The organism is Bradyrhizobium sp. 142 (assembly GCF_023074015.1).
Taxonomy (GTDB): Bacteria; Pseudomonadota; Alphaproteobacteria; order Rhizobiales; family Xanthobacteraceae; genus Bradyrhizobium.
This window is the reverse complement of the sequence record NZ_JADPKQ010000455.1, coordinates 12,815-29,278: the sequence shown is the minus strand read 5'-3', so window position 1 is coordinate 29,278 and position 16,464 is coordinate 12,815. Positions and strand designations below refer to the sequence as shown.

At 65.5% G+C, this 16,464-nt stretch carries 13 protein-coding genes and 1 other RNA gene; 4 read left to right on the top strand and 10 right to left on the bottom strand.

Annotated elements, in window-relative coordinates:
- Window positions 1–80 precede the first annotated feature (80 nt).
- From murF to rsmH, 5 genes are all read right to left on the bottom strand, one after another.
- A complete protein-coding gene (gene murF / locus IVA82_RS41835; RefSeq protein ID WP_247382562.1) occupies window positions 81–1,460 on the bottom strand; it encodes a UDP-N-acetylmuramoyl-tripeptide--D-alanyl-D-alanine ligase in 1,380 nt (459 codons plus the stop codon).
- Complete coding sequence (locus tag IVA82_RS41830; RefSeq protein ID WP_247382563.1) at window positions 1,457–2,929, bottom strand: UDP-N-acetylmuramoyl-L-alanyl-D-glutamate--2,6-diaminopimelate ligase; 1,473 nt, start codon at window positions 2,927–2,929, stop codon at window positions 1,457–1,459. The genes murF and IVA82_RS41830 overlap by 4 nt, the downstream gene beginning before the upstream one ends.
- Before the next feature lie 82 nt (window positions 2,930–3,011).
- A complete protein-coding gene (locus tag IVA82_RS41825) occupies window positions 3,012–4,766 on the bottom strand; it encodes a penicillin-binding protein 2 (protein WP_247382564.1) in 1,755 nt (584 codons plus the stop codon).
- The gene (locus IVA82_RS41820; RefSeq protein WP_247382565.1) at window positions 4,763–5,155 is read right to left on the bottom strand and encodes a hypothetical protein; all 393 of its coding nucleotides are present in this window, start codon (window positions 5,153–5,155) and stop codon (window positions 4,763–4,765) included. The genes IVA82_RS41825 and IVA82_RS41820 overlap by 4 nt, the downstream gene beginning before the upstream one ends.
- Before the next feature lie 3 nt (window positions 5,156–5,158).
- Complete coding sequence (rsmH, locus tag IVA82_RS41815; RefSeq protein WP_247382566.1) at window positions 5,159–6,148, bottom strand: 16S rRNA (cytosine(1402)-N(4))-methyltransferase RsmH; 990 nt, start codon at window positions 6,146–6,148, stop codon at window positions 5,159–5,161.
- A gap of 541 nt (window positions 6,149–6,689) precedes the next feature.
- On the opposite strand from rsmH, the gene IVA82_RS41810 reads away from it, so the two are divergent.
- The gene (locus IVA82_RS41810; RefSeq protein ID WP_247382567.1) at window positions 6,690–7,472 is read left to right on the top strand and encodes an N-acetylmuramoyl-L-alanine amidase; all 783 of its coding nucleotides are present in this window, start codon (window positions 6,690–6,692) and stop codon (window positions 7,470–7,472) included.
- A gap of 112 nt (window positions 7,473–7,584) precedes the next feature.
- Here the strand turns inward: IVA82_RS41810 and IVA82_RS41805 are convergent, their stop codons facing one another.
- Both IVA82_RS41805 and IVA82_RS41800 read right to left on the bottom strand, forming a co-directional pair.
- Window positions 7,585–8,817 carry a sigma-70 family RNA polymerase sigma factor gene (locus tag IVA82_RS41805; RefSeq protein WP_247382582.1) on the bottom strand — a complete coding sequence of 411 codons (1,233 nt, stop codon included), beginning with the start codon at window positions 8,815–8,817 and terminating at the stop codon, window positions 7,585–7,587.
- A complete protein-coding gene (locus tag IVA82_RS41800; protein WP_219683419.1) occupies window positions 8,817–9,170 on the bottom strand; it encodes a YciI family protein in 354 nt (117 codons plus the stop codon). Before IVA82_RS41800 ends, IVA82_RS41805 begins: the two co-directional genes overlap by 1 nt.
- 147 nt (window positions 9,171–9,317) lie before the next feature.
- On the opposite strand from IVA82_RS41800, the gene rnpB reads away from it, so the two are divergent.
- Window positions 9,318–9,799, top strand: an RNA gene (gene rnpB, locus IVA82_RS41795) — RNase P RNA component class A.
- Window positions 9,800–9,989: 190 nt separating this feature from the next.
- On the opposite strand, the gene IVA82_RS41790 is transcribed toward rnpB, so the two are convergent.
- Window positions 9,990–10,418: a DUF983 domain-containing protein gene (locus IVA82_RS41790; protein ID WP_247382568.1), complete on the bottom strand. Its 429-nt coding sequence runs from the start codon at window positions 10,416–10,418 to the stop codon at window positions 9,990–9,992.
- A 79-nt stretch (window positions 10,419–10,497) separates the two neighbouring features.
- On the opposite strand from IVA82_RS41790, the gene IVA82_RS41785 reads away from it, so the two are divergent.
- Window positions 10,498–11,868, top strand: coding sequence for a PLP-dependent aminotransferase family protein (locus IVA82_RS41785; protein WP_346658681.1), 1,371 nt, complete (start codon window positions 10,498–10,500; stop codon window positions 11,866–11,868).
- A 135-nt stretch (window positions 11,869–12,003) separates the two neighbouring features.
- Window positions 12,004–12,747, top strand: coding sequence for a sulfite exporter TauE/SafE family protein (locus IVA82_RS41780; protein ID WP_247382570.1), 744 nt, complete (start codon window positions 12,004–12,006; stop codon window positions 12,745–12,747).
- 15 nt (window positions 12,748–12,762) lie between these two features.
- Here IVA82_RS41780 and IVA82_RS41775 read toward each other — a convergent pair whose 3' ends face one another.
- Both IVA82_RS41775 and IVA82_RS41770 read right to left on the bottom strand, forming a co-directional pair.
- A complete protein-coding gene (locus IVA82_RS41775; protein ID WP_247382571.1) occupies window positions 12,763–14,166 on the bottom strand; it encodes an MATE family efflux transporter in 1,404 nt (467 codons plus the stop codon).
- 33 nt (window positions 14,167–14,199) lie between these two features.
- Window positions 14,200–15,999 carry an ABC transporter ATP-binding protein gene (locus IVA82_RS41770; RefSeq protein WP_247382572.1) on the bottom strand — a complete coding sequence of 600 codons (1,800 nt, stop codon included), beginning with the start codon at window positions 15,997–15,999 and terminating at the stop codon, window positions 14,200–14,202.
- Window positions 16,000–16,464 lie beyond the last annotated feature (465 nt).

Here is a 16,464-nt window from a genome sequence, read left to right as displayed (position 1 = left end):
TCATGGTCGGGCGACCTCTAAGAAACCGGACGACTTCGCGCCGCAAAGGGTGGGATCTGGAACAGCGCCTTCCAAGCAGTTTACGCCTTTGCCTGCAAGGCGGCCACCAGGGCCGGCACAAACTTGTTGACCCAGAACATCTTCTTGCTGCCCTTGACAACCACGACATCGCCTGCCTTCAGCAGGCCTGCGACGGCATTGGGCTGCAGCGTGGCGGGATCGTCATGCCAGCCGAGGGCTTTGCCGGCCGGCAGCACGTCGTGGAGGTGGCGCATCAGCGGCCCGACGCAATAGACGCCGTCGATCCCTGCGAGATGCCCGGCGAGGCCGGTGTGATAGCTCGGTGCGTCATCGCCCAATTCCAGCATGTCGCCGAGCACCGCAATGCGGCGACCGCCGTTCACGTGACGCGCCTGAAGGCTTTGTAGCGCAGCAGCCACGCTGGCTGGATTGCCGTTAAAACTATCGTCGATCACGGTAACGCCGCCGACGACCTGCTCGACGCCGCGGCCGGTCATGATGCCGACCCGGTCGAGCTTGATCGCGAGCGTCGCCGCATCGAGGCTCGCCGCACGGATCGCGGTGAGTGCCGCAAGCGCATTCTGCACCCGGTGCGGCGCACCCGGCGTCAGGCTGAATGCGAGCTCCTTCTTGCCGATCCCGGCGACCACCTGCCAACTCTCGCCATGCGGGGCGTGCGTGATCTCGTGCACCTCGGCATTCTCGCCGAAACGTACGACCTTGCCCTTCCATTCGGGCGCCTTGATCCCGGCCGGCAGCACCAGCACGCCGTCCGGGGGCAAACCGAGTGCGATCGACACCTTCTCGCGGCGGATCGCTTCGAGCGAGCCGAGCTTTTCCAGATGCACCGGCTGGACGTTGACGACGAGGGCGACGGTCGGCCGCGTCAATTCGCTGAGCCGCGCGATCTCACCACGCTGGTTCATGCCCATCTCGACCACCCAGAGGCTCGCATCGGGCCTAGCGTTGCACAACGTCAGCGGTACGCCCCAGAAATTGTTGAAGCTCGACGGGCTCGCATAGGCGTTCGGATAGGCCGCGAGAAATTCCTTGGTGCTGGTCTTGCCGGCGCTGCCGGTCAGCCCGATCACCGGCCCGTTGAAGCGCGCGCGTGCGGCGCGTGCGAGACCCCAGAGACCGTCGATCAGCGTGTCCTTCACGATGATTTGCGGGATGCGGATGCCGGCGATCTCATGCGGCACGATCATTGCGGCCGCACCGGAAGCTTCGGCCTTGCCCGCGAAATCCCATCCGTCACGCGCACTGGCGAAGGCCGAGACGAAGCCGCCGCTCGGCGTGCCGCTGAGCGCAACGAACAGGCTGCCCGGCTTCACCAGCCGGCTGTCCTGGGTGACGAGATCGATTGGCGTGTCCGGGAATGTTCCGGCAACACCCAGCGCACGCGCCACTTCGGCAACTGTCCATAGTGGCCCACTCATGCAACCCTCGACGCTAATGCGGCGGCGACCGCCTCGTGATCACTGAAGGGCAGCACCTGGCCGCCGACAATCTGCCCGGTCTCGTGGCCCTTGCCGGCAATGAGTAGCGCATCGCCTTCTTGCAGGTCCTCGATCGCGGTGCGGATCGCCGCGGCGCGGTCGCCGATTTCGCGCGCGCCCTTTGCGGTCGCGAGGATTGCGGCGCGAATGGCTTCCGGCTGCTCGCTGCGCGGATTGTCATCGGTGATGATGACGCCGTCGGCGTTCTCCGCCGCGATCGCACCCATGATCGGCCGCTTACCGGCATCGCGATCGCCGCCGGCGCCGAACACGACGATCAGCCTTCGCCTGGCATAAGGGCGCAGCGCCTGCAACGCCTTCGCCAGCGCATCGGGCTTGTGCGCGTAATCGACGAAAATCGGCGCGCCGTTGCGCTCGCCGACGCGCTCCAGCCGGCCCTTTGCGCCTTCGAGATGTTCGAGGCTCGCAAACACATTCGCCGCATCGCTGCCGGTGCCGATCGCAAGGCCGGCCGACACCAGCGCGTTCTCGATCTGGAATTCGCCGACCAGCGGCAGCCGGATCGAATGCCGCTTGCCGCGGTGTTCGAGCGCAAGCACTTGCGAGAAGCCTTCGACCACGGCATCGACGAGACGAATGCCCTCGCCTGCGCCATCGCCGTTACGACCGACCGGCATCACGCGCAGGCCGCGCGTTTTCGCCGCCTCAACAACTTCAGCCGAGCAGTCGTGATCGGCCGAGATCACCGCGGCGCCGCCCGGCGGAACCAGTTCGCGAAACAGCCTGAGTTTTGCGGCCAGGTAATGCGCGACGGTCGGATGGTAATCCATGTGGTCGCGCGAGAGGTTGGTGAAGCCGCCGGCGGAGACGCGCACGCCGTCGAGACGATACTGATCAAGCCCGTGCGAAGACGCCTCGAAGGCGAGATGCGTGACGCCGTCGCGCGCGATCTCATCCAATTGCCGGTGTAGCGCGATCGGATCGGGCGTCGTCAGCGAGCCATAGACCGTGCGCTTCGGCGACACTAGGCCGATGGTGCCGATGCTGGCGGAGACATGCGCGAGCCGCTCCCAGATCTGCCGCGTGAACGCCGCGACCGAGGTCTTGCCGCTGGTGCCGGTCACCACGGCTATGGTCGCCGGCTGCAAGGGGAAGAAGCTCGCCGCGGCCAGCGCCAGCGCGCGGCGCGGATTGGCGACGCTGATGAACGGCACCTCGCAGCCCGCCGGCGGATGGTCGCCGACAATGGCGACCGCGCCTGCGGCAACGGCCGCATCGATGAAGCGCGCGCCGTCGGTCTTGCTGCCTGCGAGTGCGAAGAAAACATCGCCGCGCTTGACCGCGCGACTGTCGAGCGCAAGCCCCGTCACATCGAGCGCGGCAGCGGCGGGCTCGATCGCGGCATCATTACCAAGGACATCTTGGCCAAGGAGATCGCGCAGTTTCATGGTCTTCCAGTCGACATGCCGTGCCGGAACGCCGAATCGCCGTAAAGTACCGACTCAGCACCGGCGACGGGCTACCCGTTGATTACTGGGTTGCTCTGGATGCTGCAAGAATAAGGCGCTCGGACGGCGGCAGATCGAAGCGAGGTTCGACGCCCAGAAGCGGCGCAATCCGCTCGATCACCTTGCCGCCCGTCGGCACCGCATTCCAGCCCGAGGTGATGAAGCCGTGGGTCTCCGGCAGCGCCTGCGGCTCGTCCAGCATCACGAGGATCTGATACTTCGGATCGTCGCAGGGCATGATCGCCGTAAAGGAGTTGAGCACCCGCTTCTTGGCATAGCGGCCATTGATGACCTTCTCGGACGTGCCGGTCTTGCCGCCGACGTAATAGCCTTTGATGTCGGCGGTCTTGGCGGTGCCGATCTCGGCATTCAGCCGCATCAGAAACCGCATCTTGTCGCTGGTCTCCTGCTTGATCACGCGCTTGGCCAGCGCCGCCGCTTCCGCTTCGCTGCGCTTCATGAATGTCGGCGGAATGAGGTAGCCGCCGTTCACCAGGGCGTTGATGCCCATCACTGCCTGGAGGGGCGCCACGGACAGGCCCTGACCGAACGCGACGGTAACCGTGTTCAGCTCACTCCAGCGGCGCGGCACCAGCGGAGCCGCACTCTCGGGCAACTCGGTGCGCAGCCGCGTCAACTGGCCCATCTTGGCGAGGAACGCCTTGTGCGCCTCGACGCCCTGGCCGAGCGCGATCCGCGCGGCGCCGATATTCGACGAGTAGGTGAACACTTCCTTGGTGTTGATGAACCGACCGAGCGGATGGCTGTCATGGATGGTGAACTTGCCATAGTGCAGGTTTCCGCGCGCGTCCCACGACGAGTTCAGGTTGATCTTTCCGGAATCGAGCGCCATCGCCAGCGTGAACGCCTTGAACGTCGATCCCATTTCGTAGACGCCGGTGGTCAGGCGGTTGATGCGATCGGGGTCGTGGGCTTCCTTGGGATTGTTGGGATCGAAATCCGGCAGCGAAACCAGCGCGACGATCTCGCCGGTCTTGACGTTGGAGATGATGCCGGACGCCGCCTTGGCGTGGAACTTTTCCTTGGCCTTCGAGAGCTCGTCGCGTAGCGCGTGCTCGACGCGCAGGTCCACCGAGAGTTCGACAGGCTTTTGCAGCCGGTCGGTGGCAAAGCCGGCGCGGTGGAGATCAGCGAGCCCTTGATTGTCGAGCCACTTCTCCATGCCGGCGATGCCCTGGTTATCGATGTTGACCAGACCGATGAGGTGAGCGACCTCGTTGCCGGTCGGATAGACGCGCTTGTTCTCGCGCAGGAATCCGATGCCGGGAATGCCGAGCTTGTGGATGTCCTGCTGCTGCTTCGGCGTGATCTCGCGCTTGAGCCAGACAAAGCCCTTGCGCGTCTTCAGGCGCTCGCGCACCTCGGCCTCGTCGAGGTCGGGCACGGTCGCGGTGAGCAGCTCGATGGCCTCGTCCTTGTCGATGATGCGGCGCGGCTCGCCGAACAGGCTCGACGCCTTGACGTCGGTTGCGAGGATCGCGCCGTTGCGGTCGACGATGTCGGGCCGCGCGGTCGCGACCACCTCCTGCGCCGCGGCGCGCCGCGCGCCGTGGGCGTCGGCGCCGATCGCAAACATCACGAGCCGGCCGCCGATCAACGCATAGACCCCGGCGAAGGCGAGGATCGCCAGCCCGACACGCGCCCGCGCCTTCGCGGCACGGTCGACATTGCGCCCGTAGAGCAGGCTGCGGATCAGCCGCTGCCGCCAAGGCTCATTTGATTTCTCAACAGGCTTGGCCGGAGTTGCAGCACTCATTGCTTGTCCTCGGGCTGAGGCACCGAGCCCGTCACCGTATCCGGATCGCTCGCAGCTTCGATGGTGGTGATCATGGACCCGATCGGATCGGGCTCGCCTGGCCTGAACATCCGCGGCGGACGCTCCGGCAGATTCTTCAATGAGTCATATTGCGTCGCATTGACCGGCTTCAGCGGCAGATGCCGCTCGGCGAGGCCTTGCAGGCGCAGCGGTGCATCGAGCTTGGCCCATTCGGACCGCAGCGCCGCGATGGCGTCGCGCTGCTCGCGGATCTCCGCATGCAGCCGCAACACCTTCTCGGTGCGGGCCGTGGAATCCATCTTGATCCGGTAGACATAGGCGGCCGCGAAGATCAGCGCGCCGATGACGAGGAGGTGGATGATGCGCATGCGCTAGCCACCCCTCATCACGTCGGAGAGTCTTGGCCATGACGACGGCTCGCCGTCGTCATGCGCGGGCGCCGCCGTACGCTCGGCGGCACGAAGCTTGGCGGAACGGGCACGCGGATTGCGCGCAACTTCCTCTTCGCCTGCGATCACGGGCCGCCGCGTCAGAAGCTGGAAACTCGGTGCCGTCTGCGCCATTTCCGGCAGATGACGCGAGCCGCCGCCGGTCCTGGATCGCTCGGACAGGAAATTCTTGACGATGCGGTCTTCCAGCGAGTGGAACGAGACCACCACGAGCCGGCCGCCGGGCCGCAGCACGCGTTCGGCTGCCGCCAGCGCAGTCTGGAGTTCCTCGAGCTCTTCGTTGACGAAGATGCGCAGGGCCTGGAACGTCCGCGTCGCGGGGTGGATGTCCCCGGGCTTTGAACGAACCACCCTGGCGACGAGATCGGCGAGCGCGCGCGTGGTCGTGAACGGCGTCTCTTGTCGGTCCGCCACGATGGCGCGGGCGACGCGGCGCGAATGCCGCTCCTCGCCGAAGAGATAAATGATGTCGGCGAGATCGGCTTCCGAGGCGCGCGCGACAACGTCGGCCGCGGTCGGCCCCGACTGCCCCATCCGCATGTCGAGCGGACCGTCGAGGCGGAACGAGAAGCCCCGACCGGCCTGGTCGAGCTGCATCGAGGAAACGCCGACGTCCATCACGACGCCGTCGACGGCATCAAAACCTTGCGCCGCGCAGACCTCATCAAGGTTCGAAAAGCGATCCTCGACCAGCGTCAGCCGGCCCGCGGAGCGCTCGACCAGCTCGGCACCATCAGCGATCGCGGTGCGGTCGCGATCGATCGCGATCAGACGGGTTCCCGGCACGTCGAGGATGGCGCGGCTGTAGCCGCCGCCGCCAAAAGTGGAATCGACATAGATGCCGCCCTCGCGCGGTGCGAGATGGTCGATGGCCTCGCGGCCAAGGACGGGGATATGCGGAACCGAGCTCATGCGGCACGCCTGCCGAGCGCCCAATGGGACGTTCGAACGAACATCCATACCAAATTGGGGGCGAGCAAGCCCATTGCGCCTCGAATTGTTCCGCGTCGCGGCGGTTCCACGACCCAACCCCTGTGCAACATGGCTGCCGAACCCGGTCGCCCCGGGCAGCAAACCCGGTGTTCCCAGTGGAATTTGTCGGGCAGCCATGGAATTTCGAGCCAAAAACGCCTTGGCCGCCTCCGGACGCGGGTCGGCTCTTCACCTCTCAGTAACGGCCCTTAGCGTTAAGAAAGCGTTGATCGTTTCCTTACAAGTGGAAAAGGTCGCGAGCCGGTGATGCTTCATCCACACACAAGGCGCAAAATGCATCCGTTAACCGCCCCGCGCGATTGCGCCGGCGGGAGGGTAAAGGAATAGTAAAGTGAGGGCCTTAACGGCCTATGGTTCCCCCGTTCGATTTGAGCTGCCTATGCCGCCCGGTTCGCCCGCGCCACCTGGACCCGACTCGAAGCGTCAACGCGTTCTCCCGGTTCCCAAGACTGCGGCGATCATGCGGACGTTCGACCCGGATTCCTCGATCGTGTCGGACATCATCCCCTCGCCGAACCACGGCGACCGCGACAAGGGACGGCAGCCCGATATGATCGTGCTGCACTATACCGGCATGCCCGACGTCGAGGGCGCATTGGCGCGGCTCTGCTCCGCCGGCACCGAGGTCTCGGCGCACTATGTCGTGCTCGAGGACGGTCGCATCGTGCAATGCGTGCAGGAGGCCAAGCGCGCCTGGCACGCCGGCATGTCGTCCTGGGCCGGCGAGGACGACATCAACTCCTGCTCGATCGGCATCGAGATCGTCAATCGCGGCCATGACTGGGGCTATCCGGAATTTCCGCTGCGCCAGATCGCAGCCGTGATCGCGCTGTGTCGCGGCATCATGCTCCGCCGCAAGGTGCCGGCACACCGGGTGCTCGGCCATTCCGACGTCGCGCCGGCGCGCAAAAAGGACCCCGGCGAAAAATTTCCGTGGCATTCGCTGGCCAACTCAGGCGTCGGCCACTGGGTCACGCCCGCACCTGTCGTGCGCGGCGAAAGCCTGATGCTCGGCACCATCAGCGACGAGGTGCTGAGCCTGCAGCAGGCGCTCGCCAGATACGGCTACGGCGTGCCGCTGACCGGCAAATACGACGCTGCGACGATGGAGGTCGTCACCGCCTTCCAGCGCCATTTCCGCCCGGCGCGCCTCGATGGCGTCGCGGATCATTCGACGCTGTCGACATTGCAAGCGCTGCTGGCGAGCCTTCCGGCGGAAGGGACGGCGGTGGCGGCGAAGTGACGATGCTAACCACATGCTCGTCATTGCGAGAGCTCTTGCGACGAAGCAATCCAGACTGTCTCAGCGGAGGCAGACTGGATTGCTGCGCTCGCAATGACGGAGGTTTTGGCGGCTAGCCAAGTTCGTTCATCCGCCGCGCATACAATCTCCGCAACGGCTCCAGCTGTGTCGCCTCCGTCGCCGCAACATACGCAGCGCGCGCCTCGTCCTTCCGTCCAAGCCTCCGCAACAAATCCGCCCGCACCGCGGGCAACATCTCATAGCCGTCAAGCCCGCCGCGCGCGGCGATAGCGTCGACGAGATCGAGCGCGCGTCCCGGCCCGTCAACCATCGACACGGCCGCGGCATGATTGAGCTCGATCACCGCAGATGGGTTGATTCGCAGCAACACCTCATAAAGCCCGGCGATCTGCGGCCAGTCGGTTTGCGCGTAGCTCGGCGCGCGGGCGTGGAGCGCGGCAATCGCGGCCTGCACCGCATAAGGGTGCGGCCGGCCGGGCGCGCGAAGCGCGTCGTCCACCAGCAGCAATCCCGCCTCGATCTGCGCGCGATCCCACAGCGTGCGGTCCTGTTCTTCCAGCAGCACGATGTCGCCGGCTGCGGTCTCGCGCCCGGCGCGCCGCGCGTCATGCAGCAGCATCAGAGCGAGCAGGCCTTTGATCCCGGCGCGATCGGGCATCAGCCGATCGAGCAAGCGGCCGAGCCGAATGGCTTCGACCGCGAGGTCGGGCCGCATCAGGTCCGTGCCCGAAGTCGCCACATAGCCTTCGGTGAAGACGAGATAGATCACGGCGAGCACGCCGTCGAGCCGCGGCGCCAGCGCGTCGCGCTCCGGCACCTCGTAGGGTATGCCGGCGAGCCTGATCTTCTGCTTGGCGCGGACGAGCCGCTGCGACATCGCCTCTTCGCTGACCAGAAAGGCGCGGGCGACCTGCGCGGTGGAGAGGCCGCAGATGGTGCGCAACGTCAGCGCGACCTGGACCTCGGGCGCAAATGCGGGATGGCAGCAGGTGAAGATCAGCCGCAGCATGTCGTCGTCGAGCATTGCCGGCGGCTCGTCGGGCGCGTGCACATTGAGCTCGAGCTCCTGCACCAGCGCCTGCTGCTTGGCGCGAAAAATAGCCCGGCGGCGAATGCGGTCGATCGCCTTGTTGCGGCCGATATTGACCAGCCAGGCGCGCGGATTGTCGGGCACCTCGCACGTAGACCAACGCTCCACCGCGACCGCAAAGGCATCCTGGAGCGCGTCCTCGGCGAGATCGAAATCGCCGACGAGGCGGATCAGGGTGGCCAGCGCCCGCCCCGCCTCGTCGCGAAAGATCGTCTCGATGTCGGTAGGAGAGATCACTTGTTGTAGATCATCACCGGCCTGACCTCGATCGACCCTTCCCTGGCCTCGGGAATTCGCGCCGCTAGCGCAATGGCGGTGTCGAGATCCTTGGCCTCGACCAGATAATAGCCGCCGAGTTGCTCACGCGTTTCCGCGAACGGGCCGTCGGTTGTCAGGGTCTTGCCCTCGCGCACGCGCACGGTGGTTGCCGTCGTGGTCGGCTGAAGTCCGTCGCCAGCCTTGAAATGACCGCTCTGGACGATGGACTGGGTATACGCACCGTATTCCGCCGTCACTGCCTGACGGTCCGCGGGGGACATGTTGACCAATTTCGCTTCGTTCCGGTAGATCAGCAGTAGGTACTGCATTGCTCACTCCTGTGGTTCGGCTGGGTTGCCGACATCCAGTCGAACGGGGCACACGCCAAACGACATCTTCAGGATAAATTATTTGCAGGCCGTGTGCGCGGCGATCTCTGCTTGACGGAACCGTCACAAATGCCCATGCGTAACCCGTCAGTCGGCCGGACGGCCGCCCTTGCAAGTGCCGAAAGGCCGCCGGGGAGGAAAGTCCGGGCTCCCTTGACATGCGGTGCCGGATAACGTCCGGCGAGGGTAACCTCAGGGAAAGTGCCACAGAGAACGAACCGCCCGCCGTCGCCCCTAACGGGGCTATGGCGTGACAAGCCCTCGGGCTCGCCACGCCGAAGCAGCGCAAGCTGCATAGGCGGGTAAGGGTGAAAAGGTGCGGTAAGAGCGCACCGCGGCTCCGGCAACGGGGCCGGCATGGTAAACCCCACCGGGAGCAAAACCGAATAGGGACGGCTTAAGCGGGCTGTTCGCGCAAGCGATAACGCCGCGGGGCGATGTCAGGCCCGCCGTCCGGGTAGGTTGCTCGAGGCCATGTGCAAACATGGTCCCAGAGGAATGGCCGTCACGTATCGCCGGCGCAAGCAGGCGGTGCCCTACAGAACCCGGCTTACAGGCCGGCTGATATCTTGCAACGAGGGGTTCGATGCTGACCGCATCGGGCCCCTCACCACTTTGGGAGCTCATCATTCCGGGGCTCGCGAAGCGAGAACTATGATGCGCAATTGCGCATCAGAGAATCCATTGGCCCGCAGAGTTCGTTGAAAAATGGATTCCGGGCTCGTGCTGCGCACGCACGCCCCGGAATGACGGCGTCGATCAGTGCCGCGCAGCTTCCACCAGAACCGGCGAGAGCTGCCCTGCCCCGCGCCGCAGTTTGCCCGCCTCAAACCCGTGCATGCCGAGCTGCCATTGCAGTCCGACGATGGCGCCCTTGGTCGGCTGCAGCAATGCGAGCGAGGCGAACAGCGTCACCGGCAGCCACACCGCCAGTTGCAGCCAGACCGGCGGCGCATAGGCGGTCTCGACCGCGAGGATCGCGGGCACCACGAGATGGCCGACCACGACCATCACGAGATAGGCGGGAAAGTCGTCGGCGCGCTGGTGAGACAGCTCCTCGCCGCAGTGGTCGCAACTATCGGCGACCTTCAGGAAGCGGCTGAACATGTGCCCTTCCCCGCAGTTCGGACACTTGCTGCGAAAACCGCGCCACATCGCCTTTGCAAGAGAGACTGAACTGGTCGCCATGACCCACCCCTTTCCTTTCTAACGATCCATACAATAATATCTTGCTTCCATACATTCAAAGGGTATGGGCCATATTTGCATGGACTGGATCCCTACAATCTTGGAGCTAAGCGGGCCGCGCTACCAGCGCATCGTCGATGCCATGGAGGCCGATATCGCGGCCGGCCGGCTGGTGCGCGGCCAGCAATTGCCGACGCAGCGCGCGCTGGCAAAAGCGCTCGACGTCGACCTGACCACGGTGACGCGCGCGTACACCGAGGCGCGGCGTCGCGGGATCCTGGAGGCCCGGGTCGGGCAGGGTTCGTTCGTGTCGGAGACCAGCGCGCGCCGCGCGGTCGACGTGCCGCATCCCGTCGCGATCGACCTCTCGATGAACGTGCCGCCGCATCCTCTCGAAGCGCAGCTCGACGAGCGCATCATAGCGGGGCTCGAGGCCATCCGCGCGCAATCGGGATTGACCGCACACCTCAACTACCAGCCGCCCGGCGGCAGCGCGCATGAGCGCGAGGTCGCGGCAAGGTGGATGCGTGCACGCGTTCCGCATGCGCATGCCGACCGGCTCGTGATCTATCCGGGCGCGCAGACGATCCTGTTCAACCTGCTCGCCTGCCTCGCGCGGCCCGGCGACGTCGTGCTGACGGAGGCGCTCACCTTCCCGGGCATCAAGGCGGCCGCGGCGCGGCTCGGCGTCAAGCTTGCCGGGGTCACGATGGATGATGGCGGTATCCTGCCCGACGCGCTGGCAAAGGCTTGCCGCGCGCTTAAGCCAAAAGCCGTCTACCTCATCCCGACGCTGCACAATCCGACCACCGCCACGCTTCTCCCTGAGCGGCGTAGCGCGATCGCACAGATCATCCACGATGCCGGCACCACGCTGATCGAGGACGATGCCTACGGGCTGCTTGATCGCTCGGCGTCGCCGATCGCCAACCTCATTCCGGAGCGGACGTATCTGGCGACGACGCTGTCAAAATGCATCGCGCCGGCGCTGCGCGTCGCTTATCTTGTGACGCCCGACAGCGGCGCGCAGCAGGAGATGCAGAGCTATCTGCAGGCCACCGTGCAGATGCCGGCACCGCTGATGGTCGCGCTGGTGACGCATTGGCTCGAGAGCGGCATCGCCGATCGCATCATCACCGCCATCCGCAACGAAGCCGTCGGCCGCCAGCAACTCGCGCAGCGCGCGCTGAAGGGCTTTCAGTTCCTGGCCAAGCCGGCCGCGCATCATCTGTGGCTGCGGCTGCCCGAAGGTCGCCCCGACGTCGCCGGGCATCTGTTGCGCAATGGGCTCGCAGTCGTGGCCGCCGATGACTTTGCCGTCAATGGCACACCGCCGCATGCGGCGCGTGTTTCGCTCGGCGCGGCGCGGAACAGAGCGGAATTGGCGCAAGCGCTACGCATACTCGTCGGCGCGTTGCACAAGCCCACCGACGCCAGGCAGATCGTCTAGAGCATGATCCGAACGCCCGCCTCGGGACATCACGCTTGCGTACGGTTTTGAAATTGACCGCTCCGGCCGCATCTGTGCTATGCGCCAAGCGGAGATCACCGCTTCGGGATCGCGGGAAGCGACAGGGAATCATTGGTGGAAGCGTCCAACTACGCGCTGCTGCTGTTCGGCGCGCTGGCCGGCGGCTTCGTCTCGGGCCTCGCCGGGTTCGGCACGGCGCTGATGGCGCTCGGCATCTGGCTCTACGTGCTGCCGCCCTCGCTCGCGGTGCCCTTGGTGCTGATCTGCTCGGTAATCGCGCAGACCTCGACGCTGCCGTCGATGTGGAAGAGTTTTGATCTCTCGTTGGTCTGGCCGTTCCTGATCGGGGGACTGATCGGAGTGCCGCTGGGAACGATGCTGGTCGCCTCCGCCGATCCAAGAGTATTCAAGCTGAGCGTCGGCGTGCTGCTCCTGATGTTTTCGAGCGCGCTCTACCTGAACAAGAAGCCGCTCGCTTTCAAATTCGGCGGCCGGGTCGCCGACGGCGCGATCGGCTTTGCCGGCGGCATTTTGGGAGGGCTTGCCGGATTGTCGGGGCCGCTGCCGATCCTGTGGGCCAACATTCGCGGCTGGAACAAGCACGAGCGGCGCGGCATCTTCCAGCTCTTCAATTTCACGGTGCTTGCTACCGCGCTGGTGTTGCAGACCGCGTCAGGCCTGGTCGAGCTGAAGGTGGTCTGGCTTGCGCTGGTCGCGTTTCCAGGCACGCTGATCGGCGCCTGGGCCGGTGCGCGCGTCTATCACGCCCTGAGCGACAAGCATTTTGGCGATGTCGTGCTCGGCCTGTTGTTCCTGTCGGGCGTCGGCCTCGTCTGGAACAGTTTTGGTGCGCACTAAGACGACAAGCTGTCGCTACGCAGGCGCCCGCACGGGAGGCGCGACGGGCTCAGGCCCGGCCTGCTCCGGAGCCTCCTGCCGGAGCACCACCAGGCGCTTCCCAAATTCGCGGCGTAGCAACCACAGGCTCAGGGCGGCCTGCAGCGTGGTCGCTGCGATCGACAGGTACCAGATGTGCTCCATCCGGAAGCCCGGCCGTGTCGACAGCCAGATCGCCGGCAGCGAATAGGTGAATACGCGCGTTGCCGAGCTCAACAGCACCGGCTTGGTGTTGCCGAGACCCTGGAACATGCTCGAGCAGGTGAAGATCAGGCCCTGCGCGACCATGTTGAGCGAGATGATCCGCAGGAACAGGAAGGCGATCGCCATGGTCTCCCGGTCGTTCGAGAATCCCGCGAGCAAGAGCTCCGGCTTCAACTGCGCAAGACACATGAAGCCGATCATCACGACGCTGGTGATCAGCGCCGCCTTGACGAAGGTTTCCCGCACGCGTTCGCCGTTTCCAGCGCCCACGTTCTGGCCGGCGATCGGCCCGGCGGCGAGCGCAACCGCAAGCGCCGGCATCTGTATCAGTCCGAGAACGCGCTGTCCGATCCCGAAACCCGCCTGCGCCGCCGCGCCGAAATCGCGCAGCACGAAATAGACCACCGCCATGAAGATGAACATCATCGCGAACTCGCCGCCGGCAGGCAGACCGACATTGAGGATGCGCTTCAGATGGCGCGCTTGCGGACGCCACTGCGTCGGGTTGAAGGCGACATAGCGCTCGACCTTGCGGAAATAGGCCAGCAGCATCACGGCGCCGATCACCACCGCGATCGAGCTTGCCAGTCCCGCTCCGGCGACGCCGAGCGCATAGCCCGTGCCCCAGCCCAGGATCAGCACCGGCGCCAGCGCGATGTTGATGACGACGGCAAGCGCCTGCACCAACATGGTGGGGCGCACGATGCCGGTGGCGCGCAGCGCGGATCCCATCACCTGGGTGGCGAATTGCAGCGCGAGCGCCGGTATGAACCACAACAGATAAATGGTCCCCGCCTCGATCGTGGCGTGATCTGCGGCAATCGAACGCATATAAAGGCGCGACAGCGCGGCGCCCGCGACCAGGGTGAAAAGGCCGAACAGCACGGATAGCACGATCGCCTGGTTGAAGATCAGGTTGGCATCCAGCCGATCCTTGCGTCCCACCGCATGCGCGATCAGCGCCACCGTGCCGACGCCGAGCACCTGCATGAGCGCGTTGACGAGAAAGCCGGCGTTGCCGGCCGCCGCCACGCCCGCGACTGCGGCATCGCCCAATCCCGAAACGAAGTACAGATCGACCAGCTGGCAGATCATGATCGTGACCATGCCGACCATGATCGGCGGCGCCATGGCCAGGATGTGCTTCGCGATGGAGCCGTTCGTCAGGTCCTTCATGCCAGTCCCATTCCACGGCAGCGCGGCCGTTCCTCATTCCGCTGCTGCGACGTGCCCGAGCTCCACCACCTGGCGCTCGAACAGGCCGCGGTAGATGCCCCCTAGCTTGCCCGCGAGCGCGGCATGGGTGCCTTGCTCGACGATCTCGCCGCGGTCGAACACCAGGATGCGATCGAGGCTGCGCACCGTGGACAACCGGTGCGCGATCACGATCGAGGTGCGGCCCTTCATCAGCCGCTCCATCGCCTGCTGGATCAGCGCCTCCGATTCCGAATCCAGGCTCGAGGTCGCCTCGTCCAGGATCAACACCGGCGCATCGGCCAGGAAGGCGCGCGCCAGCGCCACGCGCTGCCGCTCGCCGCCCGACAGTTTTACGCCGCGCTCGCCGACGAGGGTGCCGTAGCCCTTCGGCAGGCGCAGAATGAAGTCGTGCGCATTGGCGAGCCGCGCCGCCTGCTCGATCGCCTCCAAGCTGGCGCCGGGCCGGCCGTACGCGATGTTCTCGGCGAGCGAGCGGTGAAACAGGATCGGATCCTGCTGCACGATCGCGATCTGGCTGCGCAACGATTGCTGCGCGGCCTTCGCGATGTCCTGCCCGTCGATCAGGATGCGACCGCCCGAGACGTCGTAGAGCCGCTGCACCAGCTTGACGAAGGTGGTCTTGCCCGAGCCGGAGCGGCCGACGAGGCCGACCCGTTCGCCGGCGCGGATCGTTACCGACAGGCCGTCGTACAGCGGCGCGCGATGGCCGCTATAGTGGAACGTGACGTCGTCGAACACGATCTCGCCCCCGTCGATCGCGATCGGCTGTGCGCCGGGCGCATCGGCAATCCCGATCGGCTCGTCATGGATCGCCACCAGCTCCTCCGTGTCGTTGACCGAGCGCTGCAGATTGTTGATGTGCATGCCGACATCACGCAGGTAGGCGTGGATGACGTAGTAGCTGGTCAGCACATAGGTGACGTCGCCTGGCGAAGCGTGCCCCAACATCCACAGCAGCACCGAGCCGCCGATCACGGAGGCGCGTAAGGCCAGCAGCACCGCGAGCTGCGCCAGATTGGTGTAGTTGTAGCGCAGCCAGGTCCGCCGCACGCGCACACGCCAGCGGCTGATGACACGGCCAAGCCGCGCATCCTCGCGCGCTTCGGCCCCGAACGATTTCACCACCGCGTTGCATGTCAGTGCGTCAGCCAGCGTGCCGCCGACCTTGGTGTCCCAGGCGTTGGAAACCCGCGCGGCCGGCGCGATGTAGCGCGTGGAGAACAGCACCGTCATCGTGACATAGACCAAGGCGCCCAGCGCGATCACCGCGCCAAGCGAGGCCCAGTGCACGCCGAGCAGGATCATCGACCCGATCAGCACCAGCAGCGAGGGCGCCAGCGCCATCAATATGGTGTCGTTCAACAGGTCGAGCGCCCACATGCCGCGGGTGACCTTGCGCACCGTCGATCCCGCGAAGGAATTGGCGTGCCAGTCGGTCGAGAATCGCTGCACGCGCATGAAAGCGCCTTCGGCGACCTCGGACATGATCTTCAGCGTGAACGGCACGATCGCCTGGAGGCCGGTCAGCCGCAGCACCATGGAGGCTGCGCCCAGCGCCACGATTCCGCCCAGCGCCACCCGCGCCGCGTGGCGCGCATCCGGATCGGACGGGCCGCGCGTCAGCGCGTCGACCAGATGCCCCGAGAACACCGGCATGAACAGATCGGCGATGGTCGCCCCCAGTAGGCCGCCGGCCACGATGAACGTGCGCCCCGGCTGCTTCAGCCAGTGCCGGAATACGAAGGGCAGCACCACGCGTATTGCCGCGGGCTTTTTTGACAGAACGGTCATGGCATCACCCGGCCGCATCTCGCGCGGGCCGGCTCCATCGATGGACGCAGGCCGGCCGCGAGGGCCGAGACGGCGTCACTTACATTTGACTGAGACTTTGGAAGTCAGGATCTGGGAAGCGGAGCGATCGGGACGCTTGGCCGAAACTTTGGCCCAATCGAAGCTGGCGGAAATGACCTCTAGAAGGCCGAGCACATACCGAGCCAGAACATCATCGAGCGCGGGCGTGCGATCTGCGAATGCGACGAAATCATGCAAATCCTCCCCGGTTCGATTCAATGAGGTGCGCTTTATAGATGTATCGTTTGCGATTTGCAACACGGCTCGCGCGAGATCACGCGCGAGTGTTGCAATTTCGTTCGCTTCGTCGCCTCAAGCTCCACTGTCATGCTCCGGCTTGACCGGGGCATCCAGTACGCCGAGGCTCCTCCGTAAACCACTGTCATCTCTGGAATACTGGATCGT

Coding starts and splice junctions, on each gene's coding strand:
- murF (WP_247382562.1), bottom strand. CDS start 1,460: ATGAGTGGGCCACTATGGACAGTTGCCGAAGTGGCGCGTGCGCTGGGT.
- IVA82_RS41830 (WP_247382563.1), bottom strand. CDS start 2,929: ATGAAACTGCGCGATCTCCTTGGCCAAGATGTCCTTGGTAATGATGCC.
- IVA82_RS41825 (WP_247382564.1), bottom strand. CDS start 4,766: ATGAGTGCTGCAACTCCGGCCAAGCCTGTTGAGAAATCAAATGAGCCT.
- IVA82_RS41820 (WP_247382565.1), bottom strand. CDS start 5,155: ATGCGCATCATCCACCTCCTCGTCATCGGCGCGCTGATCTTCGCGGCC.
- rsmH (WP_247382566.1), bottom strand. CDS start 6,148: ATGAGCTCGGTTCCGCATATCCCCGTCCTTGGCCGCGAGGCCATCGAC.
- IVA82_RS41810 (WP_247382567.1), top strand. CDS start 6,690: ATGCGGACGTTCGACCCGGATTCCTCGATCGTGTCGGACATCATCCCC.
- IVA82_RS41800 (WP_219683419.1), bottom strand. CDS start 9,170: ATGCAGTACCTACTGCTGATCTACCGGAACGAAGCGAAATTGGTCAAC.
- IVA82_RS41790 (WP_247382568.1), bottom strand. CDS start 10,418: ATGGCGACCAGTTCAGTCTCTCTTGCAAAGGCGATGTGGCGCGGTTTT.
- IVA82_RS41785 (WP_346658681.1), top strand. CDS start 10,498: ATGGACTGGATCCCTACAATCTTGGAGCTAAGCGGGCCGCGCTACCAG.
- IVA82_RS41775 (WP_247382571.1), bottom strand. CDS start 14,166: ATGAAGGACCTGACGAACGGCTCCATCGCGAAGCACATCCTGGCCATG.
- IVA82_RS41770 (WP_247382572.1), bottom strand. CDS start 15,999: ATGACCGTTCTGTCAAAAAAGCCCGCGGCAATACGCGTGGTGCTGCCC.